A 23,297-nucleotide genomic window follows, 5' to 3' on the forward strand; every position below is an offset into this window, starting at 1 on the left:
TGGCATTGCCGGCGGGCCCGGGGCGACATGCCGGCGGTATTTTTTTCCCGCCACGGCGAAAGTCAGTATTATTTCGACATATTGTCGGGTTTAGCCGCCGAGGGCAGCGTGTCGCCCAGCCGCTTCAGCCTCTCGGTTCACAATGCCATCGGCGGCCTGCACAGTTTGCACAGCGAAAGCTTCCAGCCTTATGTCGCCTTGGCCGGCGGCGGCGAAGGCTTTTTCACTCCTTTTTTGGAAGCCGCCGGCTTGTTGCTGGAAGCCCCGCAAGTATTGGCCGTCTGGTACGAACAACCCCTACCGGAAGCTTGGCTAAGCGATTCCGCACCCTCCGGCCAAACTTGGGCCTTAGCCATGGTTTTGAGCCAAGCCGGCCAAACCGGCCCGCAACTGAATCTGTTCCGAGAAGCGGCGGACAATACCGCGAACAGTGACGACGAAGCCGGCCTGTTGCCGGCCATGCTAAGCAATCGCCGTCACGGCAGCTGCCGGCTGGAACGCTCGTGCTGGCACTGGAATTTAGACTATGCTTGAGCGCCTTGATTACTGCTGGCGTTTGTTCGGCACCGGGTTGAGTTTTTTTCTGTTCGGCGCCATGGGCATCCTGGTTTGGGGGTTGTTGTTTCCTGTATTCGAGCCCTTCCTGGGCCGGGGGGAAACTAAAAAACGCCGCACCCGCAGGCTGATGCAAGGTATTTTCCGGGTTTACATGGATTTCATGCATCTGATCGGTATTCTGAATTACCAAGTGCGGGGCCGGCGGGAGCTGCTTGCCGCCGACGGCAATCTGGTTATCGCCAATCACCCTTGCTTGCTGGACATCGTGTTTCTGATTTCGCAAATCCCCAATGCCACCTGTATTGTGAAACCCGCATTGATCCGCAATCCGTTCATGCGCATTCCCATCCGCGCCATGGGCTATATCTATGCCGAGGATCCGGAAATGCTGGTGGCGCGCTGCGCGGAAGAACTGAACGCGGGCGGCTCGCTGATCATTTTTCCGGAAGGTACCCGCACCACGCCCGGCAAACCCGTCAAATTTCAACGCGGCGCCGCCGCCATCGCTCTACAAGCCCAGGCCAAACTTTTGCCGGTCGCCATCGGCTGCCATCCAACCACCCTGACCAAGCGGGAAAAATGGTATCGGATACCTGAAAAGAGGTTTACTTTAAGCCTGCATGTAGGGGATCATATACGGTTAACGCCAGTTTCCGGGGACAGCTGCCGCTCGCAATCGACAAGGCGGTTGACCCGGCAATTGGAAGCGTATTTTATCGAGCAATTGGCACAGCATGGAAAATCTTGAAGCCGAGCTTAAACGTTTAATTATCGACATTTTCGAACTCGAAAACATCACTCCGGTTGAGATTGCTTCCGATACGCCGCTTTTCGGCGCAGGCTTGGGCCTGGATTCCATCGATGCATTGGAACTGGGCGTCGCCTTGAAAAAAAAATACAATATTCATATCGATACTCATGCAACCGGATTGGCCGAGCATTTCGCCTCGGTGAAAAATCTGGCCGGTTTTGTGGCATCGCAACAGGAAAATAAATCAGTATGAAAACCCAAGAAGATGTTTTTATATTCTTGCAAGCAATCATGGCGGACATGTTCGAGCTGTCGCCCGCCGACATCGTCCCGACCGCAAACTTGAGCACGGATCTGGACATCGACAGCATCGATGCCGTGGATTTGATGGTCCGGCTGCGGGAATTGACCGGCAAGCGCATTAACCCGGAAGACTTCAAAAACGCCCGCACCATACAGGATGTCGTCGATACGGTGCATCGCATTACCTCTGCTTAATTGTCCATGCCCAACCGCAAACGGCTGTCGCCGCGGCAAAACCTATCGGCAGCCAAAGCCGCAACGCTAACGGAATTGCCGCCATGCTGCGCATCGGCCTAAACGGCTTGGCCTGGGCCGCCACGCTCGGCTACCCGTTTCTGGTCTGGTATTCGTTGGATTATTTTCAGCCCCGCGCAATCGCGCTGGCTTTAGCGGCGGTTTTTCTGCTGCGCCTGTTGGCCCGAAAACCAGGCCCAAAACCGGCCGGCATTACGGCGATGCTGGCGCCTGCCTGTCTGGTATTTTTATTGGCCATCGCCTTATTTAACGAAACCCGCTGGCTACTCAGCTACCCGGTATTGGTGAGTCTGGCGTTTTTTGCGGTTTTTGCCTACAGCTTGGTCTACCCGCCTAGCGCAGTAGAGCGGCTGGCCCGGCTGGAAGACCCGGATCTGCCGCCTAAAGGCGTGGCGTACACTCGCAAAGTCACCCTGGTCTGGAGTGTGTTTTTCCTTTGCAACGCCGGCATTTCCCTGGCCACCCTCTGGTACGGCGATCCCTGGCTGTGGAGCTTGTACAACGGCTGCCTGTTTTATATCTTGATGGGTCTGTTAATGGCCGGCGAAATGCTGGTTCGCCGTAAAGTGAAGGCAAGCTATTGAACCCTTCCGCTCCGCTCGAACAAAACCCGGTGCTGTACCCTGAGCTCATCGGCAGCCACCCAAGCAGCGAGGGGATTATTCTGTCTTTATGCATCCCGCGGGATTTGGCTTATTTTGCCGGACACTTCGAGCAAGTCCCTATCGTGCCCGGGGTGGTGCAAATCCAATGGGCCGTGCATTACGCCCAACGGTATTTAGGCTTGCAAGCGGTGTTTAGCCATATGGAAGCCGTGAAGTTCAAGGAACTGCTGCTGCCGGAACAGCACTTTGATCTGAGTTTGCGTTATCCGCCGCGAGCTTGTAAATTGGAGTTTCGATACCACTCCGAAACCCGAGAATACAGCTCCGGCAGGATTTACTTCCATGACGCTTCCGTTTAAGCCTTGCATCCTGATCCCGGTTTATAATCACGAGCAACCGTTGCCCGGCATCGTGGCGCGCTTGGCCGTATACAACTTAACCTGCATTTTGATCGACGACGGCAGCCGGTCTTCCTGCGCCGACGTGATACGCGATTTGGCCGTGCAATACCCATGGGTGCAAGCTGTGCGCCTGGACGAAAATCGCGGCAAGGGCGGCGCCGTCAAGGCCGGCATGCTGCATGCCCATGACTTGGGCTATTCCCATGCCGTGCAAATCGACGCCGACGGCCAGCACGACCTGAGCGATTTACCGCAATTTCTCGCTGCGGCCGAAGCAGACCCGCAAGCGGTTGTGTTGGGCCAGCCGATTTTCGACGCCTCCATTCCCAAGCTGCGCTATTACGCCCGCTATCTGACACAAATCTGGGTGGTCATCAACACCTTATCCCTACAAATTCGGGATTCGATGTGCGGCTACCGGGTGTATCCGCTGGATGCTTGCGCCCGCTTGATTAGCAACACGGTCCTTGAAGATCGCATGGCCTTCGATGTGGAGATTCTGGTTCGTCTGTATTGGCAGGGTTTGCGCATCGTTTCCATACCCACAAAAGTGGGATATCCGCAAGACGGCGTTTCGCATTTTCGCGGTTGGGAAGACAACCTGCGTATCAGCCTGACCCATGCCCGCTTGTTTTTCGGTATGTTGGCGCGCCTGCCGCAACTCGTGGCGCGGCATTGGCCATGATGTCGGATAACCCGCCCAAACATTGGGCCGCGCTGGAAGAAACCAGCCTGGTGTGGGGGATCAAAGCCCTGGTGTGGATTTACCGGATTTTCGGCCGTTGGGCGTTTCGATTGATTTTAATGCCGGTGGTCAGTTTTTACTTTTTCACCGGCGCCATCGCCCGCGACGCCTCGCGGGATTATTTGCGCCGCCTGAACCGCTATTTCCCCGATTTGCGCATCGGCAGCGGCTGGTGGCAAAGTTACCGGCATTTCCTCGGTTTCGGCGAGACCCTGCTGGATAAAATCATCGCCTGGATGGGCTATATCGATGCCGGCCGGATCGACTTTCCCAACCGGCCGCTTTTGCTGGAGCTACTGGAACAAAAACGCGGCGCCATGCTGGTCAGCGGCCATATCGGCAATCTGGAAATTTGCCAGGCCATCGCCAATCTGCGCGGCCACATCCGTCTGAACATTCTGGTGCACACCCGCCATGCCGAAAAATTCAACCGCTTGCTGGGCGGCACTACCGGCAGCGCCACCATCAAACTGATTCAGGTTACCGAACTGAACCCGGCCATCGCTATCGAACTGCAGGAAAAAATCGAAGGCGGCGAATTTTTGGTGATGGTGGGCGACAGAGTACCCGTACAAGGCGGCCGCACCATAACCGTTCCATTCTTGGGCGCGGACGCCGCTTTTCCTCAGGGCCCTTATTTGCTGGCCTCGCTGCTGCGTTGCCCGGTGTTTACCTTGTTTTGTTACGCCAGCCAGGGCCGCTATACAATCGATCTGCAACCTTTTGCCGACACCATCCGCATTCCACGCGCCGAGCCGCAACGCCGCGATATGTTGAAAACATTGGCAAGGCGTTATGCCGAACAATTGGAAACCCATTGCCGTATCGCCCCCTTGCAGTGGTTTAATTTTTATCCGTATTGGCAGACCCCGGCCGAAACCGGGGGCAATAATCGGCAACAGGAGAACGACTCGCCATGATCCGCGCCGAAGTGGAATTAACCGTGCCCTTCTTCGATATCGACATGCTGGGCATTGCCTGGCACGGCCACTATTGCAAATACATCGAAATCGCCCGCTGCGCGATGCTGGACAAAATCGACTACGGCTATATGGCCATGCGCGCCACGGGCTACGTCTGGCCGATCGTCGACATTCAATTGCGCTATGTACGGCCGGCCAGATTCGATCAACGCATCAAGGTTTCGGCCGAATTGGTGGAATGGGAATACCGCATGAAAATCAAATACCGCATTACCGATGCCGAATCCGGCGAAGTGCTGGCTAAGGGTCACACCGTGCAGGCAGCGGTCGATAGCGCCAGCGGCGAAATGAGTTTCGCCTCGCCGGCCGTCTTTCTGGACAAACTCGGGATCAAACCCGATGCGTCTTAATAAAAAACTCACGCTACTGATCCCGCCGCTGGCCTGGTTTGCGTGGTATTTTTTGCCCGATTCGCCGCCTTTTTGGGCCATCGCCAAGCATTGGCCTATTTCATTGACCATGGCTTTCGGTTCGTTTGTCGCCGGCGCCACCAGCGAAGCCGGCGGCGCGGTGGCTTTTCCGGTATTCACCAAAATACTGGCCATTCCCGCCATGCAAGCCAAACTGTTTTCGCTGGCCACGCAGAGCGTAGGCATGGGCTCTGCCTTGCTGACCATTTTGCTGTTACGCATCCGGGTGGAATGGCGGGCAGTGTTTTGGGTGGTAGTGGGATCGGTGCCCATGCTGTGGCTGGGTTTCCAGATAGCCGAGCAGTTACCCGCCAGCGCGGTAAGAATGGTGTTTACCGTCATTCAAAGCAGCTTTGCCTTGGCGCTGTGGTGGCATAATCGCGATCCGGACCGCGACCGGCATGATAGCCTGCCTGCTTTCGGCGGTCCGGAAAAGCTAACCTTGCTGGGCTTCGGCATGCTGGGCGGCCTGATCAGCGGCTTGCTGGGCAGCGGCCTGGAAATCATTGTATTTTCGGTATTGGTGTTATGGTTTCGGCTCTGCGAGAAAGCCGCGACACCGACGGTCATCGTCATGATGGTGCTGACTTCCTGGTCGGCTTTCGCGATGATTTATTGGTCGGACCGTTTCGTACCGCCGGTAACGGAATATTGGCTGGCCGCTATCCCTATCGTCGTCATGGGCGCGCCGTTGGGTGTTTACGTGTGTTCGCGCATGTCCAGAGTGGCGGTCGTTTATACCTTATTGGGCTTGATTGGGCTGGAATTGCTGTCGTCCCTGATCCTGATTCCGCTGACTCCGCAACTGGGCCTGGCTGCAATCGCGCTGTTCCTGGGTTTTTCTTGCGTGTATTATTCTATGTACCGGTCTAAACGTTATCTGGATCGCCCGCCAGCACTTTCATAATCCATCCATGAGGATATGCCAATGCACAGAAAAACTTTCTTACTGGCCTTGCTAGGCCTGACCGTTTTACTGACAGGTTGTAAAAAAGAACTGAAACCGGATCAACTGGCTCCAGGCGTACAACCGGGGCAGATCTATTACACCCAGTTCAGCCTGTTTCAGGAAAAAAACAATTTCCGCACCACCAACTACCGCAAAGGCATCTTGATTCCGATCAATACCGCCGTTAGCCTGCAGGCCATCAACAGCGGCCAAGCCGAACTCAGATTAGTGGAAAGCGGCCAGCCGCTGAGCATTGAGAATGTCCCCAAGCACACGATAGACGACATGCAAACCGCCTTTACAAAAATCGCCGGCACCGGCAAAGTCGATATGAACCAGTTTTCCGCGGCCGAAAAAGACGCCATTCTGGCCGGACAGGTCAAAAAAGGCATGAGCCGCAAGGCGGTTTTGGCAGCCATCGGTTATCCGCCGCAAAATGAAACACCCTCGCTAAACGGCAACGACTGGGTCTACTGGAAGCATCGTTTCGACCGCTTCGTCGTACATTTCAAAAACGACAAGGTGGAAAATATTGTCGACTAGCAACGGTATTCCACGGCGTTGCGATGTGCTGGTAATCGGCGGCGGCCCGGCCGGTTCCAGCGTGGCGGCCTTGTTGGCCAAGCAAGGCATAAATGTGGTGTTGCTGGAAAAAGCCCAACACCCGCGCCCGCAAGTGGGGGAAAGCCTGATTCCCCATGTCTGGAAATATGCCGAGCTGACCGGCGCCGCGCCGCTGATGGAACAGCAAGGCTTTGTCGCCAAGGCCGGCGGCATTACGGTGTGGAACGGCAAAATCCATAGGATCGCCTTTGCCGAGTTCGGCTTCACCCGCCCCGCTCTGCATGTAGAACGGGACATTTTCGATGAATTGTTGATAAAACACGCCGAACGGCAAGGCGCGCAGGTCTTTCAACAGGTAACCGTGCGGGAAGCTAGATTGGAATTGGAGCAGCCGGAAGTCAATTATCTGGACAAACGCGGCGGCGACACCTGCGAAGGCGCGATTTGCTGCCGGTTTGTGATCGATGCCAGCGGTTCGTCCGCCGTGCTGGCGGGACAGTTCAAATCCAAACGCCTGATCGATTCGAGCATGCGTTTTTTATCCTTGTGGGGGCATTTCAAAAACGCCCGCTATGTCGGCGCCGATGGCCGCAGTTATGCGGCCCGCGAGGTCGTTAAAGTCCGGCCGGTCACCTTTGTTACGTCGTTTGAAGACGGCTGGATCTGGCATATTGCCATGCGCCAAGTTGCCAGCGTCGGCTTGGTCATCAACACCGACCGGGCTCGCGCCATGGATAAAAATCAACGCGAAGGCTATTTTCTGCACACGCTGAAATCCGCCCCTTATTTGGACCGGCTGCTGGATGGGGCCGAATACCTGGAAAGCTCGTTCAGCCAACGGCCGGACTATTCCTATTACTCCAGTAAATTGTGTGGGGAAAATTTCTACTGTATCGGCGATGCCGCCTCGTTTGTCGATCCTATATATTCCCACGGCGTGCTGAACGCCTTTTACAACGCCTGCATCACCGCCTTGGCCATCGCGGAATCCTTGCAAAATCCGGCCTATCGGGCCCGCCATGCCCAATTGTGCGAAAACCGTATTCGCCAGTTCTACGGTTTTTCCCGTTCGCTGGCCCTGGGCGAGTTTGGGGGTGACGGCGTGGATTCGGAACTGGTGAGCCGCTTCATGAGACAAGTGCCGCGAGTAGAATTGGAATTGATGCTGGCCGCGGCATTTATGTCCGAACGTTCCGATAATTTCCACCAACTGGCTGAAAATGCCGGTCTCAACCTACAACCGACTCAAGCCAGAGCGCACGTTATGGAAAAGTTGATGCTGTAGCAAGCCGCGACTTTAAAAACAAAGCCTCCGGGGTTGATCCCACCCGTCTCCATACGACCAAGCGGCGCTTGAAACCAGGAGTGGAATCTCAACGGAGGATCAGGTTAAACGGTACGGCGTTTACGCAAGGTTAAAAAACCGACTATCCCTGTCAAAAAGCTCAACGCCGCCGGCGGCACGGGCACGCCGCTAATCGGACCGCCCGCATCCAAACCCTCATAGGGTTTTATGTTAGTAGCGTAGGCAATGGAGACGTTATTGCTGAGCAATGACGTGTCTGTAAAAAGCAACTGCCAAAAATTCGGTGTCCAAGGGTTGGAAGTGCTACCGGTTTGCACCACCCATTTTTCATTGGCGGTACCCGCACTGGAAAGCCAGGCCACTTGAAAGCGGTTGGAAGCCGTCAGAATGCCGGCAGACGAAACGGTTGCGCCGTTAACTAGCGAAGCCACCGTGATGGTCCAGTCCTGGCTGCCTTGAGTTTGGCTAAACGAGATATTCGCACCGTTGCTGAACTGGGCAATGGGTGTAGTCGTGAAAGCGGTTTCGGTATCCTCGAAAATGCCTAAGGTACTGGTTGGCGACCAGCTAACCGGGCCGACCGCAAACGCCGGGAAACTAAAGAAATTGACTACATTGGCCGTCGGCTCCCAAATGCTGGCGGAAGCCAGATTGGAAAAAGCCAGTAAGCCGATAGCCATAAACCGATTAACGCTTGCTCTCATCCGTTTTCTCCCTGAATGAAATTGTCTGTGAAATAATTACGTCATATAGCGCATTAAAAATGCGATATGACTTATACATGAGGCATATTACGCATTGATGACAGAAATATAAGTGTTTTGAAACAAAATTAAGACAACACTTACGGCATTTCACGCACCACCGTGTATAGTACCAATCTTAATCCCGGTAAAATACTGCCCTAAAGTACAAATCGCGCCCCACACTAAAAATACCCGGAAATAATTACGTCATATCCCACGCACTCAGACTTTACATCAAGGCATTTGACTCAATGACAACCGTATGACGGCCAATCGCTCGGAACGCCTTGCGCCCGCCAAGGCCGGCGCATTGTTCAATCCCGGAAACAATCTTGAATCGCCGCTTGCCTGCCGCTTAGGGGTTACTTAGAATGCAAGACCATTTTCAGGAGACGCCGATGACTGAAGCTCGAGAATTTTTGCCTTTAAATCTGGCCGTGTTGACCGTATCGGACAGCCGTACCGAGGCGAACGACTCCTCCGGCCAGACCCTGGTCTCCGGCCTGACGGAAGCCGGCCATCGCCTGCACGATAAAAAAATAGTGCCCGACGACATCTATCGGATTCGGGCCGTTGTCAGCCAATGGATTGCCGACCCAGCCGTTCACGCCATCATCAGCACCGGCGGCACCGGCGTCACCGGCCGCGACGGCACCCCGGAAGCCGTTACGCCGCTACTGGACAAAATGCTGGATGGATTCGGCGAAGTTTTCCGGATGATTTCCTACCAGGACATTAAAAGCTCGACCATGCAATCTCGGGCGTTGGCCGGCGTGGCCAACGGCACTTACATTTTTTGCGTACCGGGTTCTTCCGGGGCCTGCCGTACCGCCTGGGAAAACCTGATCAAGGATCAACTGGACTTCCGCACCCGCCCCTGCAATCTGGTGCAATTGATGCCGCGCCTGTTGGAGAAATGATGCAAGCGCGTTTCATGTTATTTGCCGCCGTGGCCGGCTTTTTGGGGGTGGCCATGGGCGCTTTCGGCGCCCATGGCTTGAAAAACGTCCTGTCGGAACACTATTTGGACATCTACAAAACCGCGGTAAGCTACCAAATGTGGCATGCGCTGCTACTGGCACTGATAGCCGCTCTCCCGCGGCAACCATGCCTGACTTGGGCCGGCTGGTCCCTGGTGGCGGGTATCGTCCTATTTTCCGGCAGTTTGTATTTACTGGCGATTCTGAAAATCGGCTGGCTGGGCATGATCACCCCGCTGGGCGGACTGGCTTTTTTACTGGCATGGGGGCTGCTGGCCCATGTCGCGTTTCAACATCACCGGAGTTCAACTCATGGATAAGCCGCCCATTCGCCCGACAACCGCCACGCCTTCCCGCCCACCTGCCAACCGCAATTTACGCGACCCGGATAATGTCGAGGAAAAATTACCGCCAGTCGCGGAAGACGGCTTGATTAAAGTTCTGCATTATGTGATTCATTTTGCAATAAAGGTGCTGGCGGTCCTGATGACTCTAGTCATCCTGTGGGGCGTGGCCGATGTGTTTTATGTCATCTACCAACGGCTGATGACGCCACCCTTTATGTTGCTGACCGTCACCGACATTTTGGCGATCTTCGGCTCTTTTCTATCGGTATTGATCGCCGTGGAAATTTTTATCAATATCACCGTCTACCTCAAATACGATGCACTGCCTATCAGGATGGTAATCGCCACCGCCTTGATGGCGGTAGCGCGAAAAGTCATTATGTTGGATTTCAAGGATCTGGACTGGCCCTACATTGTCGCCATTGCGGCGGTCATCGTTGCGCTGGGACTTACTTATTGGCTGATCTCCTACAAACCCAAACCCGCCCCTCAAACCGAGCGATAAACCATGCGCGACGCCACCCCTCAAACCGTTTACCTGAAAGATTACACCCCGCCGGAATACCTGATCGACAGTGTCGAATTGAATTTCGATTTGGACGAGCAAAATACCCTGGTCGAATCCCGTCTGTGCATGCGCCGCAATCCGCAAAGCACCGATCCAGGCATGTCCTTGATACTGGCCGGAGAAGACTTGGAGCTGGTAAACATTAGCCTGGACGGCAAGCCGCTGGCGGAGGCCGATTTTGCGATTACCCCGGAGGCGATGACTCTCCATCGCGTGCCGCAAGACCGGCCCTTCGTCGTCAATATCGAGAACCGTATCAACCCCAAGGCCAACACTGCCCTGGAAGGCCTATACCTGTCCGGCAGCATGCTATGCACTCAATGCGAGGCGCAGGGTTTCAGAAAAATCACCTGGTTTCTGGACAGGCCGGACGTGATGACCCGTTTTAAAACCACATTAACCGCCGATAAAAGCCAGTATCCGGTTTTACTGTCCAACGGCAATAAAATCGGCCAAGGCGAGCTGGAACACAACCGGCATTGGGTCGGCTGGGAAGACCCTTTCGCCAAGCCTTGTTACTTGTTTGCCCTGGTGGCCGGACAGCTGGCATGCGTGGCGGACAACTTCACCACCATGAGCGGGCGCCAAATTGCGCTGGAAATTTTTGTCGAACAACACAATGTCGACAAATGTACCCACGCCATGCAGTCTTTGAAAAATGCCATGCGCTGGGACGAGGAAACCTACGGATTGGAATACGATCTGGATTTGTACATGATCGTCGCCGTCGATCATTTCAATATGGGCGCGATGGAAAACAAGGGGTTGAACGTGTTCAACACCAAATTCGTGCTGGCCCGGCCCGACACCGCCACCGACAGCGACTACGAACATATCGAAGGCGTGATCGGCCACGAATATTTCCACAACTGGTCGGGCAACCGCATCACCTGCCGCGACTGGTTCCAGCTGAGTTTGAAGGAAGGTTTTACCGTTTTCCGCGATCAGCAATTCACCGGCGACCGCACTTCGGCAGCGGTGAAACGCATCGAAGACGTCAATGCCCTAAGAACCCGCCAGTTTGCCGAGGATGCGGGGCCTTTGGCGCATCCGATCCGCCCGGAAGCCTACATCGAAATCAACAACTTTTACACCCTGACCGTCTACGAAAAAGGCGCGGAAGTGGTGCGCATGCTGCATACCTTGCTGGGCGCGGCGGGTTTTCGCAAAGGCTGCGACCTCTATTTCGCCCGCCACGACGGCCAAGCCGTTACCTGCGAAGACTTTATCAACGCCATGGAAGCCGCCAATGGCGTCGAACTGAACCAATTCCGCCGCTGGTACTCGCAAGCCGGCACGCCGGTACTGACTGTCAGCCAGCAATTCGATACCCAGGCCCAACAACTGCGTTTAACCATGCAACAGAGCTGCCCGCCCACCCCCAACCAGCCGGAGAAGGCCCCGCTGCATATTCCGGTCAAACTGGGCTTGCTGGCTCCGGACGGCTCGCCGGCGCCCATCGTCCTCGACGGCAGGCAGCATGAGGAAATCACGCTAAACTTGACCCAATCCGAGCAAACCTTTGTGTTTGACAAACTGGCGCGGCAGCCGGTGGTTTCCCTGTTACGCGGCTTCTCCGCGCCGGTGAATTTAAACATGCCGCGCAGCCTGGAAGAGCTGGCGTTTTTACTGCAACACGACAGCGACACCTTCAACCGCTGGGAAGCCGGCCAACAACTGGCGGTAAAAGTGATTTTCGATTTGATCGAAGATTTACACCAGCAACGGCCGCTGCATCTGAATGCCTTGGTGGTAAAAGCTTTCAATGGCCTGTTGGCCGAGGAAGGCGACGATTTGTCCTATCAGGCCTTGCTGCTGGCGCTGCCGGACGAGAGCTATCTGGCCGGGCAAATGCCGGTAATCGACGTGGATGCCATTCATCATGCCCGCGAATTCGTCAAAACCACCCTGGCCCATGATTTGCTGGACGACTTCGAACGGGTTTACCGTATCCACCACCGGGACGAATCCGGTAAGTTCAGTGCCGATGCCATCGGCAGACGGCGCTTGAAAAACGCCTGCCTGAGCTATCTCAACCAACTGGAATCCGGCGCCAGCTACGCGCTGGCTAAAGCGCAATTCGAACAAGCCCGCAACATGACCGACCAAATAGCGGCCTTGTCGGCTATCGTCAACAGCCACCACCCGGACAAAGCCGAGTGTCTGGACCGTTTTTACCAACAATGGCAACGCGAAGCCCTGGTTATCGACAAATGGTTTGCCTTGCAGGCCTCCAGCCACATGCCCGACACTTTTGCCACCGTACAACGTTTGATGCAACATCCGGCATTCGATATGCACACACCCAACCGGGTACGGGCCTTGATCGGCGCCTTCAGCCAAGCCAATCCGCTGCACTTCCACGCCAAAAACGGCGAAGGTTACCGCTTTCTGGCCGACCAGGTTTTGGCTCTGAATACCTTGAATCCGCAAATCGCTTCCCGCATGGTGACCGGTTTGGCGCAATGGCGCCGCTACGACGGCAAGCGCCAGGAATTGATGAAGCAGCAGCTGCATCGCATCGTCGCCACCGAAGCGCTTTCGAAGGATGTTTATGAAATTGCCAGCAAGAGTTTGGCGTAGTGGTCACAATCACGTAAACTAGCGCCGAAATAACCCATTCGCAGCCAGCATGAACCCACGTACCGCACAGGTCGAACGTAATACGCTCGAAACCCAGATCAAGATTGCCGTCAATCTGGACGGCAACGGCACGGCTACTTTTCGCACCGGGCTGCCTTTTCTGGATCACATGCTGGACCAGATAGCCCGGCACGGCTTGATCGATATGGACATCGTATCGAACGGCGACCTGCACATCGATGCCCATCACAGCGTGGAAGACATCGGCATTACGCTGGGACAGGCGTTTGCCAAGGCCCTGGGCGATAAAAAAGGCATCTACCGCTACGGCCATGCTTATTGCCCGCTGGACGAGTCCCTGTCGCGGGTGGCGGTGGATTTTTCCGGCCGGCCGGGTTTGTTTTACGAAGTAGAATTTAAACGCGCCTTTATCGGCGGTTTCGACGTCGACTTGTTCAAGGAATTTTTCCAGGGCTTCGTCAACCATGCCGGCGTCACCCTGCATATCGATAACCTGAAAGGCGGTAATGCCCATCATATTGCCGAAACCGTTTTCAAGGCCTTTGGCCGCGCCGTGCGCATGGCCATCAGCCCGGACCCGCGCATGGCGGGCATCATGCCTTCAACCAAAGGTAGTCTATAATCCCCTTTAGCTGTTTTTCTTCCTAATTTTCTAGTTTTTATGTCATCAGTTGCCGTTATCGATTACGGAATGGGTAATTTGCACTCCATCGCCAAAGCGCTTCAGCATGCCGACCCGCAAACCCAGGTGCAGATCAGCGCCGACGCCAAAGTGATTCAGGATGCCGACCGGGTGGTTTTCCCCGGCGTGGGCGCCATACGCGATTGCATGCAATCTTTACGCGCATTGAATTTGGTCGAGCCGATCATGCAAGCGGCGCGCGAAAAGCCGTTCCTGGGCGTCTGCCTGGGCATGCAGGCTTTGTTGACCGACAGCGAAGAAAACGGCGGCATCGGCTGCTTGAATCTGTTTCCCGGCCACGTGCGCCGGTTTACCGACGGCTTGCGCGACCAGCACGGCGGGATATTAAAAGTTCCGCACATGGGCTGGAACCGGGTCAAACAAAAATCCCATCCCCTGTGGCATAACATTGCTCAGGACAGCCGGTTTTATTTCGTGCACAGTTATTTCGTTACGCCGGATAGAGAGGAAGACAGTATCGCGACCAGCGATTACCCGGATCCGTTCACCTGCGCCTTGGCCCGAGACAATATGTTCGCCGTGCAATTCCACCCGGAAAAAAGTCAGGAGGTAGGCTTGCAATTGTTACAAAATTTCTTGCGCTGGGACGGCGCTGCTTAATGCCGTGCGCCGAAGCGCGCCGCGCACCGGCTTTTTTAACCTTTTGAGAAATGATTTAACCGTTGAGATTGAACTATGTTGCTGATACCTGCAATTGATTTGAAAGAAGGGAAATGCGTTCGCCTGCGCCAAGGCCGGATGGACGACAATACGGTATTTTCCGACGACCCGGTCGCCGTGGCCGGCCGCTGGGTGGAAGCCGGCGCCCGCCGCCTGCACTTGGTCGATCTGGACGGCGCGTTTGCAGGCAAACCGCGCAATGCCGACGTTATTCATGCCATCGTGCAGGCTTATCCCGATATACCGGTGCAAATCGGCGGCGGCATCCGCGACGAGGACACCATCCAGGGCTATCTGGAAGCCGGCGTCGAATACGTGATCATCGGCACCAAGGCCGTCAGCGAACCCCACTTCGTGCGCGATGTCGCTATCGAATTTCCCGGCCATATCATCGTCGGCCTGGACGCCAAGGACGGCAAAGTCGCCATCGACGGCTGGTCGAAACTTTCCCGCCACGACGTCATAGACTTGGCTAAAAAATTCGAGGCCCAAGGCGTCTCGGCGATTATTTACACCGACATTTCCCGCGACGGCATGATGCAAGGCGTCAATGTCGAGGCCACGGCCAAACTGGCCCGCGAAATTACCATCCCGGTCATCGCCTCCGGCGGCATCACCAATATCGACGATATTCGCGCCCTGGGCGAAGTGGCGCACGAAGGCATCATGGGCGCCATCACCGGCCGCGCCATTTACGAAGGCACTCTGGATTTTGCCGAGGCGGAAAAACTCGCCGAATCCTATGCCGACGTGGGCGCCTAATGTTGCCAGCTCAATACACCATCAAGCATAACCCATGAGCCTCGCCAAACGTATAATACCCTGCCTGGATGTCGATAACGGCCGCGTGGTTAAAGGCGTCAAATTCGTCGATATCCGCGACGCCGGCGACCCGGTGGAAATCGCCCGCCGCTACGACCGGGAAGGCGCCGATGAAATCACCTTTTTGGACATCACCGCCACCCACGACAACCGCGATACCATCGTGCATGTGGTGGAACAGGTCGCCAGCGAAGTCTTCATTCCGCTGACGGTTGGCGGCGGCATCCGCACGCTGGATGACATTCGCCGCATGCTGAATGCCGGCGCGGACAAAGTCGGCATCAACAGCGCGGCGGTATTTCGCCCCGAATTCGTCAAAGAAGCCGCGGAAAAATTCGGCTCGCAATGCATAGTCGTCGCCATCGACGCCAAAAAAGTCAGCCCGGAGGGCGAAGAAAACCGCTGGGAAATCTTCACCCACGGTGGCCGCAAACCGACCGGCATCGACGCGGTGGAATGGGCCGTAAAGATGATGAACTTCGGTGCCGGCGAAATTTTACTGACCAGCATGGACAGAGACGGCACCAAGTCCGGCTTCGACCTGGCTCTGACCCGCGCCATCAGCGAAGCGGTCGGCATACCGGTGATTGCCTCCGGCGGCGTTGGCAACCTGGACCATCTGGCCGACGGCATCCTCGAAGGCAAGGCCGACGCAGTGTTGGCCGCCAGTATTTTTCATTTCGGCGAATACACCATCGAACAAGCCAAGCGCCACATGCAAGCGCGCGGCATAGAGGTGCGCCTGTGAGCGACAGTTGGCTGAATGAAATTCAATGGACCGAGGACGGCTTGGTGCCTGTCATCGCCCAACAGCACGATACAGGTCGGGTGGTCATGTTCGCCTGGATGAATCGCGAATCGCTGGCCCTTACCGTCAGCGAAGGTTATGCCGTTTATTGGTCACGCTCCCGCCAACGCCTGTGGCGTAAGGGCGAGGAATCCGGCCACCGGCAAAAAGTCATGGACATACAACTTGATTGCGATGCGGATGTCATCTTGATTAAAATAGCCCAGGAAGGCGGCATTGCCTGCCATACCGGCCGCGAAAGCTGCTTTTACCGCAGCCTGGCAGACGGCGAATGGCAAACCAAAGACCCCGTCCTGAAAGACCCTAAATCCATCTACAAATAAAAGCCTAAAGCCGGCATAGCTCAGCAGGTAGAGCAGCGCACTCGTAACGCGAAGGTCGTAGGTTCGATTCCTATTGCCGGCACCATTTAAGCAGTTGATTTGTAAAAACATTCAACAAGATTGCCCGTCGAGTTGAAGCAACAGTCCGCAGCAAGGCGCAAATTTAGGCGCAGTGCTGCTTAACTTTGCTCAATGAGGCGGCGCATGAACCCCAAAAAATTATCCAATTCGATTTCAATTTTCGTTGTTGGAGGTGTGTGATGGCATACATCAGACCTTTGGCAAACGGAAACTTTAGAGCAGATGTCCGCATGAAAGGCATCGTCAAAAACAAAACCTTTCCTTCCGAAAAACTTGCTCAAGCCTGGGCGGATAAGATTGAGCGTAGCATCAAGACAATTCCGAATCTGGAAGCTGCCCAATTACTTGCCCTATCCGACACAGACATCGAGGCGATGGGCGGAGAAGAACTTTTCACACAATTGGGTGTTGATCTATTCACGATTCGTAACCAAGCTCGATTGGAAGTGATCAATGCCTTATCCAAAAAAGAGCTGTTGCAATTGTCACCGCAAGAAATCGAAAACATGGGCGGCGCTGAATTATTCCTACAAGCCGGCAAACGAATCCGATACAAAACCTTCCGCGAAGTCTGCGGGGAATATTTGTCCAAATGGAACAAAAAGGATTATCGCAACCAAATGGCTAGGGTTAACTACTGGTGCGAAATATTCGGTGACCGATTTATGACCGACCTGGATGTTTTTGACATCCGGGAACATATCGACGGCATGATCGACGATGGAATACGCGGCACCACCATTAACCGGAAAAAGGCTGTGTTATCCAGCGTCTTCAAATATGCAGTAAGTCGGGGCTACATCGATACCAATGTTGTTCGTGATGTCGTGGTCGAAAACGATACCAAACAACGTGACCGCGTCTTGAGCGCGGATGAGCGCCAACGGCTGTTGAATGCTTGCCGTGAATCGCATTGGGATAAACTTTATCTCCTGGTGTTGATGGCTATGACAACCGGCGCACGTAAAGGCGAGCTGTTAAAACTACGTTGGTGCGACATCGATTTTAAAAATAATTCGACCTATCTTGCCGACACCAAAAACGGTGAAGCCAAGGAATTGCATTTTCCGCCGGCAGTCATGGTTGAACTGAAATGCTTACAGGAAATCGGCAGTGGTCTGATCTTCGCGGGAGGCAATCCTTCAGAGCCGATGGATTTTCGCAAAGCCTGGAGCAAAGCTTTAAAAATGGCCGACATTTCCGAAAAAGATATTTTGAACTCAGATGGTAGCGTCAAACTGGAAAAATTCACCTTCCACTGCCTACGGCATGGGTTCTGCTCTGCGCTGTCCGACTCCGGCAAGGAAATCAATCAGATTGCCAAACTCGCTGGCCATAAGAGTATTCAAACGACTATGCGCTACATTCATCAAGGGCGAGACCAAAAGCGGGAGATCGTAAATGAGCTTGCTCAAGCCTTTAAACTATAATCGAGCCTCAATAGTCCTGTCAGATTTGATCAAAACCTGAAGGCAATAGGCTTGCTTTACTAACCGCTATAAATTTATTTACGTTCAATGGGGTGTTAATGAAAAAATCTCCAAATTTACCTAACTGGTTTAAGCTTGAAAGCTATTATGGCATGGAGACATTAACCCCCAAAGAATGGCTGGAAAACCTTTCTGAAAGACAGTTTTTTTTATCAAGCCTTGAATATTCAAGTAGTATTGACGCCTCATTCGCTGATAAGTATTTTCAAGGAATAATAACTGATCCTTTGCGAAACAAAAGATATTGGGCTGAAGGATTACAGCCATCTAGCGCAGTTTCTACTTTAACCAATTTAGGCGCGTGCACTATTGCTCAGACGCTAAAATTCACAGCACCTCAGTCTGTTCTGTCCATAAAGGATTACAAAGATTTGGTTAGACATTCACGTAGATCACTTTTTGATGAAAATACAAAAGAATATTTACAGAGCGATTTTAGAGACAGGACAAGTCACACTCGAGTCACAGTGAATCTTTACGCGAATGATGAACAGATAATTGCGGACTTTAAAAAATGGTTAGAAAAGGTAAGGCAAGATAAAAATTTAGTCGCACCCAAAAAACTATTTAACGAAGTTGATTTTAAAGAGTGGGCTGAATACATGATATTACCTTACCTAGATTTAATTATATGGAGTAAATATAACGAAATAAAAATAACACAACCAGTTCTAGGCAACGTCCTCTTTCCTGATGAGATAGTGGATACCACTGAACGAATACGCAGAACAATAAAACCCAAAGCTGAATGGCTTATGCAAGAATCGACTATTAATGCATTAGCCCTCCAGTTATCTTCAAGCGTCTAGAAATTAGCGACACAGTAAATTGGGTTTTTAATGCCGGTATTCATTATTTTAAATGTGATACCGGTGCGAAAATCAGCAGATCGCTTCCCTCGTTATAATTCTTCTCCCTTGATTTAATAGCCAAAAATTGTGAAACAACATGAGGCTATACCATGCAAGACCAACCCGCAGTTACCCTAACCGACTTGGTTCCATACCAGTCTGTTCCCGATAAATTCCCCCACTTGTACAGCCGTAAAAGCTGGCAATGGGTCGTCAAACAACGTCAACACAACGGACTTGCTAGAGCCTTTCGCAAGGTCGGCAAACAGCTTTTCGTAAATACCCAAGTTTTGGCCGAGTGCATCGATTCGCAGCTTGCGGATTGATTCGCATAAGAAATGCGATGCAAAGCCAGTTCTGACGCGGCCCTTATTCGATAAGGCGTAAATCTAGGCGCAAATTTCCCGGTTTTTAACAAAAAGACTTCAACTCGACGGGCAAATCGAAGGGAAATTGCGCCGATCACGACTAGCAAATATGGCAAAGCGAAAGAACAAGCTCAAACTTGATTTTGATCAGCGCGGCGGCGTCATGGTGGTTTCTCGTGCAATGCGCGAGTCATACGCCTACGAAACGATGCCGTCCGAGGCCAAAGTATTGATGGACTTACTACAGATGCAATGGAGAAACGAAAGGCCCGTTGCCTTTGGCGTAAGAGAAGCGGCTAAGAAAATCGGTTGCGCCGTCAATACGGCTTCCAGATCGTTCAACATCCTACATGAACGGGGATTCATCGTCTGCGAAAACGAATCCTTATTCAATAGCAAAACTGGCAGCAAAGCGCGCGAATGGCGTTTGACCTGGATGCCATTTGAACACCGAAATCCAACCCACGACTGGGAGAAATGGAATGCTAAAAACAAACCAACCGTATCAAATTGAAGCACGCAGACTGCATTTGTGTGCTGCATTTTGATACAGAAAAAAGCTCGGAATTAATTTGTGTCTTAAAAACCGGCACGCTGACAACCAAATTCAACGCGTTAGCTAGTCGCTGCATGATGCGTTTTAAGACACACCTACTTTAACCATGCCCCTTTTGTTACCAGATCAAAACTAAATGGCTAAGCTGCAAAATCCCAACCGGGCCAAAATCCACCGCAACTACACAGTAGAAGAAACGGCCACGTTGTTCTCGGTCCACAAAAATACCGTGCGATTATGGTTAAAAGATGGCTTGCCGACGATTGACCAAAAGCGCCCTGTCCTGATCAGTGGAGCTGACCTGCGCAGTTATTGGCAAAACAAACGGGTAAGCAAAAAGCGTAAATGTCAGCCCTATGAAATTTACTGCCTGCGCTGTCGGATACCACAACGCCCGGCTGAAAACATGGCTGATTACGAACCACTCACTGCGGATAACGGACGTTTGATTGGACTGTGTCCAGACTGCGGCAGCATCATCAACAAGTTTGTCAATTTCATCCGTCTGGACGAAATTCGCGACCATCTGGACATCACACAAACGAAAGCACTGAAACACATAAGCGAGAGCGATTAACCCCTCCTAAACAGTGACTTCAAATAGTGAGTTAAAACCATGACCAAACACAATGCCAAGAACGAACGTATTAAGCGCCAATACTTCATCTTTTTAAAAGAAGCCAAGCGCCAGAACGAGTGCTCAGTCGATGCCGTGGCCAAGGCCATCAGTCGGTTTGAAACCTACACAAAATACCGCGATTTTAAGGCTTTTCATTATCAGCAAGCCGTTGGCTTCAAAGCTGATCTGGCCAAACAGAGCAATCAGCAAACCGGCAAGCCGCTGAGCAAATCGACCATGAATTCGACGCTTGGGCAGTTGAAAGCCTTTTTCCAATGGTTAGCCATGCAGCCGGGCTATAAATCCAGTGTGCGGTATACCGACACCGAATATTTCAACTTATCGGAAAAAGAGGTGCGCATCGCCACAGCCAAGCGCCAAACCCGCGTGCCGACCCTTGAGCAAATCAAGCATGTCATCGCGTCGATGCCGGGCGACTCACTCATCGAGCAGCGTAACCGTGCATTGCTGGCCTTTACCTTATTGACCGGCGCCCGAGACAGCGCGATAGCATCAATGAAGCTAAAGCATGTCGATCTGACAGCAAATTGTATCTTTCAGGATGCTAGAGAGGTCAAAACGAAGTTCAGCAAGACCTTCACCACCTATTTCTTTCCTGTCGGCGATGAGATTCAGCAACTCGTGGTGGACTGGGTTAGTTACCTGAAATCAGAATTGCTGTGGGGCAATGATGACCCCTTGTTTCCAAAAACCAATGTCATCAATGGCGAGGACCGGGTCTTTATTGCTTCGGGTATCAAACCTGAGCACTGGAGCAATGCTACGCCAATCCGCAGTATTTTTCGTGAAGCCTTTGAATCCGCAGATTTGGCTTATTTTAATCCGCACAGCTTCCGCAAAACCTTGGTCACACTTGGGCAGCAACTTTGCCAAACACCAGAAGAATTCAAATCCTGGAGCCAAAACTTGGGCCACGACGACGTATTAACCACCTTGTACAGCTATGGCGAGGTGCAACAACATAGGCAAGGCGAGATTATTCAGCAATTGAAATTGCCACGCTCTTCGAGCAACCAAAATGCTGAAGAATTTGCCCGAGCTGTCGTCAAGGCAATGGCTAATCAACAAATACAACAACAAGGTGTTTGATGAAAACTCAAAATCAATAGCTGATAGATAGTCGGCAAAGCATATAAAAGCTATAATCTGCAATCGAATTCGGCTTTAAAACTTTGCCGCATGGGAAATAAATTTCAATAATCCAAACAAAAGAGGTGAATCATGACGACAGCAACTTCGCACATGAAGCGCCTGTACAGCAAGTTACAAACAGTCGGCTACAACAAAAAATACATTGAATCTCTGTTGCCTGATTGGTGGGATGACGCTATTGCCGATACACCTGCCGGTCTGCAACAAGCCAGCCTGATTTTGGGGCAGCGTTTTGGTATTCGCTCCGAAACTTTATGGACGGATAGTGCAGAGCTTGACTATCGCCTTCCACAAGGCATGCGCTTCAAACATCGTGACAATGTCGAAACCGACGATTTAACTATTGCTTGTGCCTTGGCTCAAACACTGGCACGGATTGTTTTAAAAGCTTTTCCTGCAAGGCCACTACCTGATTTTTATCCTGATGCTGGTGAACTACGCAAGCAATTGTTAATAAACAAACCGTGGATTAGCTTTCAGGATTTATTGCAACATTGCTTAGATTTAGGTATTCCGGTAATTCACCTAAGCCATTTACCGAAAAAGGTTAAAAAAATGGAGGGCTTGGCGTTCCAACATAATGGCCGTCCGGTTATTGTGTTAACCGGCAAGCGCACCCACGGCTACCTGTTGTTCGATCTAGCTCATGAATTAGGGCATATCACGTTGCGTCACGTTACTGCCGAGCGCTCGGTCATTGACCGGGAAATTGATTCCGAGGCCGAAGATGATGATGAACGCGCAGCCAACCGTTTTGCGTTGGAATTGATAACCGGTGATCCCACCTGCCGAAGTGTGCCAAATGGGCGGAATCTTAGAGCGAATGAACTTGCCAAATCGGCAGTCATGTTTGGTGAAAAGCACAACATCGATCCAACGCATATCGCTCTTAATTACGCACATACCTCTGAAAAATCGTTGAATCTAAAGCGTTGGCCAGTTGCCATTGCCGCAATAAAACTGATTGCCAATGACACACCAACTGATCAACAAATTTTGCGAGAAGCTTTACTTAACACTTTGGAGCTTGACGAACTGAGTGAAGACGACTACGCGCTATTGCAAACCCATTTGTCGGAAAACGCCGATTGATTGTTCTAGCCGACAACGACATCATTCTAAAGCTGGCGCAATGTGATTTGCTGCAAGTCCTGCCCGATATATTCGGTCAAACTTGGAGCCAGCTTTTTATTACGCCAACCGCTAAATTCCAACTATTACCAAAAAAAACAGGTAAAGCGCTCAGTAAATGCGGCAATCAGGAAACGTTAGATCGTTTAACCCAATTTCTTGCACAAGCACAAGTCCTGACAGCTGCACAAGATCAAGAATTATTGGACAAGCTGGATAATATTGAAGACATCCACGGTGACAATGGCGGCGAAAAATTGTTATTTGCCGCTGCCGTTGAATTGGAAAATCCGATAGTAATAACAGGCGATAGGACTGCTTTGCGAGCTGTGCTGGAAAACAAAGAGATTATTCCCACCGTATTTTCAGCACTGCAAGATTCAGTCGTCACTTTTGAAACTGCGCTATTGTTGGCGATGAATCAATTAGGTTTTGCTATCGTTAAATCTAAAATTCTCGCTTCACCGCTGCTGACTTCATCCAAGCCCGACGGCATGCTACGTTTTGCCATAAAGAGCGAAACCGGTGAAGCGGATTTTGTTGAATGCCTCTGTTCATATTCAAAAGAAGTGATTCCGCTATTAGCTTTCAAGTCGCATTTGCCGCCAGCACTCAATCAACCTTAACGGACTAAAAC

General features: G+C 52.4%; 30 protein-coding genes and 1 tRNA gene. 30 read left to right on the forward strand and 1 reads right to left on the reverse strand.

From position 1 onward, the window contains the following. The 12 genes from NP596_RS06635 to NP596_RS06690 all read left to right on the forward strand — a co-directional run. A partial coding sequence (locus NP596_RS06635) for a beta-ketoacyl synthase chain length factor (protein ID WP_256614503.1) occupies positions 1 to 534 on the forward strand: 534 nt, incomplete at its 5' end. Next, the gene (locus tag NP596_RS06640) at positions 527 to 1,306 is read left to right on the forward strand and encodes a lysophospholipid acyltransferase family protein (RefSeq protein ID WP_256614504.1); all 780 of its coding nucleotides are present in this window, start codon (positions 527 to 529) and stop codon (positions 1,304 to 1,306) included. The genes NP596_RS06635 and NP596_RS06640, both read left to right, overlap by 8 nt. After that, positions 1,293 to 1,562, forward strand: coding sequence for a phosphopantetheine-binding protein (locus NP596_RS06645; protein ID WP_256614505.1), 270 nt, complete (start codon positions 1,293 to 1,295; stop codon positions 1,560 to 1,562). The genes NP596_RS06640 and NP596_RS06645 overlap by 14 nt, the downstream gene beginning before the upstream one ends. Then, positions 1,559 to 1,807, forward strand: coding sequence for an acyl carrier protein (locus NP596_RS06650; RefSeq protein WP_256614507.1), 249 nt, complete (start codon positions 1,559 to 1,561; stop codon positions 1,805 to 1,807). The genes NP596_RS06645 and NP596_RS06650 overlap by 4 nt, the downstream gene beginning before the upstream one ends. 83 nt (positions 1,808 to 1,890) lie before the next feature. Beyond that, positions 1,891 to 2,451 carry a COG4648 family protein gene (locus NP596_RS06655; protein ID WP_256614508.1) on the forward strand — a complete coding sequence of 187 codons (561 nt, stop codon included), beginning with the start codon at positions 1,891 to 1,893 and terminating at the stop codon, positions 2,449 to 2,451. After that, positions 2,448 to 2,831, forward strand: coding sequence for an ApeI family dehydratase (locus tag NP596_RS06660; RefSeq protein WP_256614509.1), 384 nt, complete (start codon positions 2,448 to 2,450; stop codon positions 2,829 to 2,831). The genes NP596_RS06655 and NP596_RS06660 overlap by 4 nt, the downstream gene beginning before the upstream one ends. Further along, positions 2,815 to 3,558 (forward strand): glycosyltransferase family 2 protein, encoded by a 744-nt coding sequence (locus NP596_RS06665; RefSeq protein ID WP_256614510.1) that lies wholly within the window; start codon positions 2,815 to 2,817, stop codon positions 3,556 to 3,558. The genes NP596_RS06660 and NP596_RS06665 overlap by 17 nt, the downstream gene beginning before the upstream one ends. Further along, positions 3,555 to 4,538: a lysophospholipid acyltransferase family protein gene (locus NP596_RS06670; protein WP_256614511.1), complete on the forward strand. Its 984-nt coding sequence runs from the start codon at positions 3,555 to 3,557 to the stop codon at positions 4,536 to 4,538. The genes NP596_RS06665 and NP596_RS06670 overlap by 4 nt, the downstream gene beginning before the upstream one ends. After that, positions 4,535 to 4,951: an acyl-CoA thioesterase gene (locus NP596_RS06675; RefSeq protein ID WP_305891702.1), complete on the forward strand. Its 417-nt coding sequence runs from the start codon at positions 4,535 to 4,537 to the stop codon at positions 4,949 to 4,951. The genes NP596_RS06670 and NP596_RS06675 overlap by 4 nt, the downstream gene beginning before the upstream one ends. Further along, a complete protein-coding gene (locus NP596_RS06680; RefSeq protein ID WP_256614512.1) occupies positions 4,941 to 5,918 on the forward strand; it encodes a sulfite exporter TauE/SafE family protein in 978 nt (325 codons plus the stop codon). Before NP596_RS06675 ends, NP596_RS06680 begins: the two co-directional genes overlap by 11 nt. 21 nt (positions 5,919 to 5,939) lie before the next feature. Then, positions 5,940 to 6,503, forward strand: a complete 564-nt coding sequence (locus tag NP596_RS06685) for a hypothetical protein (protein WP_256614513.1) — start codon at positions 5,940 to 5,942, stop codon at positions 6,501 to 6,503. Beyond that, complete coding sequence (locus NP596_RS06690; protein WP_256614514.1) at positions 6,493 to 7,809, forward strand: NAD(P)/FAD-dependent oxidoreductase; 1,317 nt, start codon at positions 6,493 to 6,495, stop codon at positions 7,807 to 7,809. The genes NP596_RS06685 and NP596_RS06690 overlap by 11 nt, the downstream gene beginning before the upstream one ends. A gap of 104 nt (positions 7,810 to 7,913) precedes the next feature. Here the strand turns inward: NP596_RS06690 and NP596_RS06695 are convergent, their stop codons facing one another. Further along, on the reverse strand, positions 7,914 to 8,534 hold the full coding sequence (locus tag NP596_RS06695; protein ID WP_256614515.1) for a hypothetical protein: 621 nt from the start codon (positions 8,532 to 8,534) through the stop codon (positions 7,914 to 7,916). 440 nt (positions 8,535 to 8,974) lie between these two features. On the opposite strand from NP596_RS06695, the gene moaB reads away from it, so the two are divergent. The 18 genes from moaB (at position 8,975) to NP596_RS06785 (ending at position 23,286) form a co-directional block, all read left to right on the forward strand. After that, a complete protein-coding gene (moaB, locus tag NP596_RS06700) occupies positions 8,975 to 9,496 on the forward strand; it encodes a molybdenum cofactor biosynthesis protein B (RefSeq protein ID WP_256614516.1) in 522 nt (173 codons plus the stop codon). Then, positions 9,496 to 9,876 (forward strand): DUF423 domain-containing protein, encoded by a 381-nt coding sequence (locus NP596_RS06705; RefSeq protein ID WP_256614517.1) that lies wholly within the window; start codon positions 9,496 to 9,498, stop codon positions 9,874 to 9,876. Before moaB ends, NP596_RS06705 begins: the two co-directional genes overlap by 1 nt. Next, complete coding sequence (locus NP596_RS06710; RefSeq protein WP_256614518.1) at positions 9,869 to 10,408, forward strand: phosphate-starvation-inducible PsiE family protein; 540 nt, start codon at positions 9,869 to 9,871, stop codon at positions 10,406 to 10,408. The genes NP596_RS06705 and NP596_RS06710 overlap by 8 nt, the downstream gene beginning before the upstream one ends. Before the next feature lie 3 nt (positions 10,409 to 10,411). Continuing rightward, the gene (gene pepN, locus NP596_RS06715; RefSeq protein WP_256614519.1) at positions 10,412 to 13,054 is read left to right on the forward strand and encodes an aminopeptidase N; all 2,643 of its coding nucleotides are present in this window, start codon (positions 10,412 to 10,414) and stop codon (positions 13,052 to 13,054) included. A 49-nt stretch (positions 13,055 to 13,103) separates the two neighbouring features. Further along, complete coding sequence (hisB, locus tag NP596_RS06720; RefSeq protein WP_256614520.1) at positions 13,104 to 13,697, forward strand: imidazoleglycerol-phosphate dehydratase HisB; 594 nt, start codon at positions 13,104 to 13,106, stop codon at positions 13,695 to 13,697. A gap of 39 nt (positions 13,698 to 13,736) precedes the next feature. Then, positions 13,737 to 14,378, forward strand: a complete 642-nt coding sequence (hisH, locus tag NP596_RS06725; protein WP_256614521.1) for an imidazole glycerol phosphate synthase subunit HisH — start codon at positions 13,737 to 13,739, stop codon at positions 14,376 to 14,378. Between the two features lie 75 nt (positions 14,379 to 14,453). After that, positions 14,454 to 15,200 carry a 1-(5-phosphoribosyl)-5-[(5-phosphoribosylamino)methylideneamino]imidazole-4-carboxamide isomerase gene (gene hisA, locus NP596_RS06730; protein ID WP_256614522.1) on the forward strand — a complete coding sequence of 249 codons (747 nt, stop codon included), beginning with the start codon at positions 14,454 to 14,456 and terminating at the stop codon, positions 15,198 to 15,200. A gap of 34 nt (positions 15,201 to 15,234) precedes the next feature. Beyond that, positions 15,235 to 16,008, forward strand: coding sequence for an imidazole glycerol phosphate synthase subunit HisF (gene hisF / locus NP596_RS06735; protein WP_256614523.1), 774 nt, complete (start codon positions 15,235 to 15,237; stop codon positions 16,006 to 16,008). After that, positions 16,005 to 16,391 carry a phosphoribosyl-AMP cyclohydrolase gene (hisI, locus tag NP596_RS06740; protein ID WP_256614524.1) on the forward strand — a complete coding sequence of 129 codons (387 nt, stop codon included), beginning with the start codon at positions 16,005 to 16,007 and terminating at the stop codon, positions 16,389 to 16,391. The genes hisF and hisI overlap by 4 nt, the downstream gene beginning before the upstream one ends. A gap of 9 nt (positions 16,392 to 16,400) precedes the next feature. Next, positions 16,401 to 16,476, forward strand: a tRNA-Thr gene (locus NP596_RS06745). A gap of 226 nt (positions 16,477 to 16,702) precedes the next feature. Further along, positions 16,703 to 17,902, forward strand: coding sequence for a tyrosine-type recombinase/integrase (locus NP596_RS06750; protein ID WP_256614525.1), 1,200 nt, complete (start codon positions 16,703 to 16,705; stop codon positions 17,900 to 17,902). Positions 17,903 to 18,000: 98 nt separating this feature from the next. Beyond that, positions 18,001 to 18,771: a DUF6387 family protein gene (locus tag NP596_RS06755; protein ID WP_256614526.1), complete on the forward strand. Its 771-nt coding sequence runs from the start codon at positions 18,001 to 18,003 to the stop codon at positions 18,769 to 18,771. A gap of 152 nt (positions 18,772 to 18,923) precedes the next feature. After that, on the forward strand, positions 18,924 to 19,139 hold the full coding sequence (locus NP596_RS06760; protein ID WP_256614527.1) for a hypothetical protein: 216 nt from the start codon (positions 18,924 to 18,926) through the stop codon (positions 19,137 to 19,139). 151 nt (positions 19,140 to 19,290) lie between these two features. Continuing rightward, on the forward strand, positions 19,291 to 19,695 hold the full coding sequence (locus NP596_RS06765) for a GntR family transcriptional regulator (protein WP_256614528.1): 405 nt from the start codon (positions 19,291 to 19,293) through the stop codon (positions 19,693 to 19,695). A 178-nt stretch (positions 19,696 to 19,873) separates the two neighbouring features. After that, entirely contained in the window at positions 19,874 to 20,314 is a 441-nt protein-coding gene (locus NP596_RS06770) for a helix-turn-helix domain-containing protein (RefSeq protein WP_256614529.1), read from the forward strand. Between the two features lie 39 nt (positions 20,315 to 20,353). Beyond that, positions 20,354 to 21,466 carry a tyrosine-type recombinase/integrase gene (locus NP596_RS06775; protein WP_256614530.1) on the forward strand — a complete coding sequence of 371 codons (1,113 nt, stop codon included), beginning with the start codon at positions 20,354 to 20,356 and terminating at the stop codon, positions 21,464 to 21,466. 132 nt (positions 21,467 to 21,598) lie between these two features. Further along, positions 21,599 to 22,621 carry an ImmA/IrrE family metallo-endopeptidase gene (locus NP596_RS06780; protein ID WP_256614531.1) on the forward strand — a complete coding sequence of 341 codons (1,023 nt, stop codon included), beginning with the start codon at positions 21,599 to 21,601 and terminating at the stop codon, positions 22,619 to 22,621. Beyond that, on the forward strand, positions 22,618 to 23,286 hold the full coding sequence (locus NP596_RS06785; protein ID WP_256614532.1) for a hypothetical protein: 669 nt from the start codon (positions 22,618 to 22,620) through the stop codon (positions 23,284 to 23,286). Before NP596_RS06780 ends, NP596_RS06785 begins: the two co-directional genes overlap by 4 nt. The last annotated feature ends 11 nt before the right edge of the window (positions 23,287 to 23,297 follow it).

It is taken from the genome of Methylomonas rivi, assembly GCF_024505165.1.
Taxonomy (GTDB): Bacteria; Pseudomonadota; Gammaproteobacteria; order Methylococcales; family Methylomonadaceae; genus Methylomonas; species Methylomonas rivi.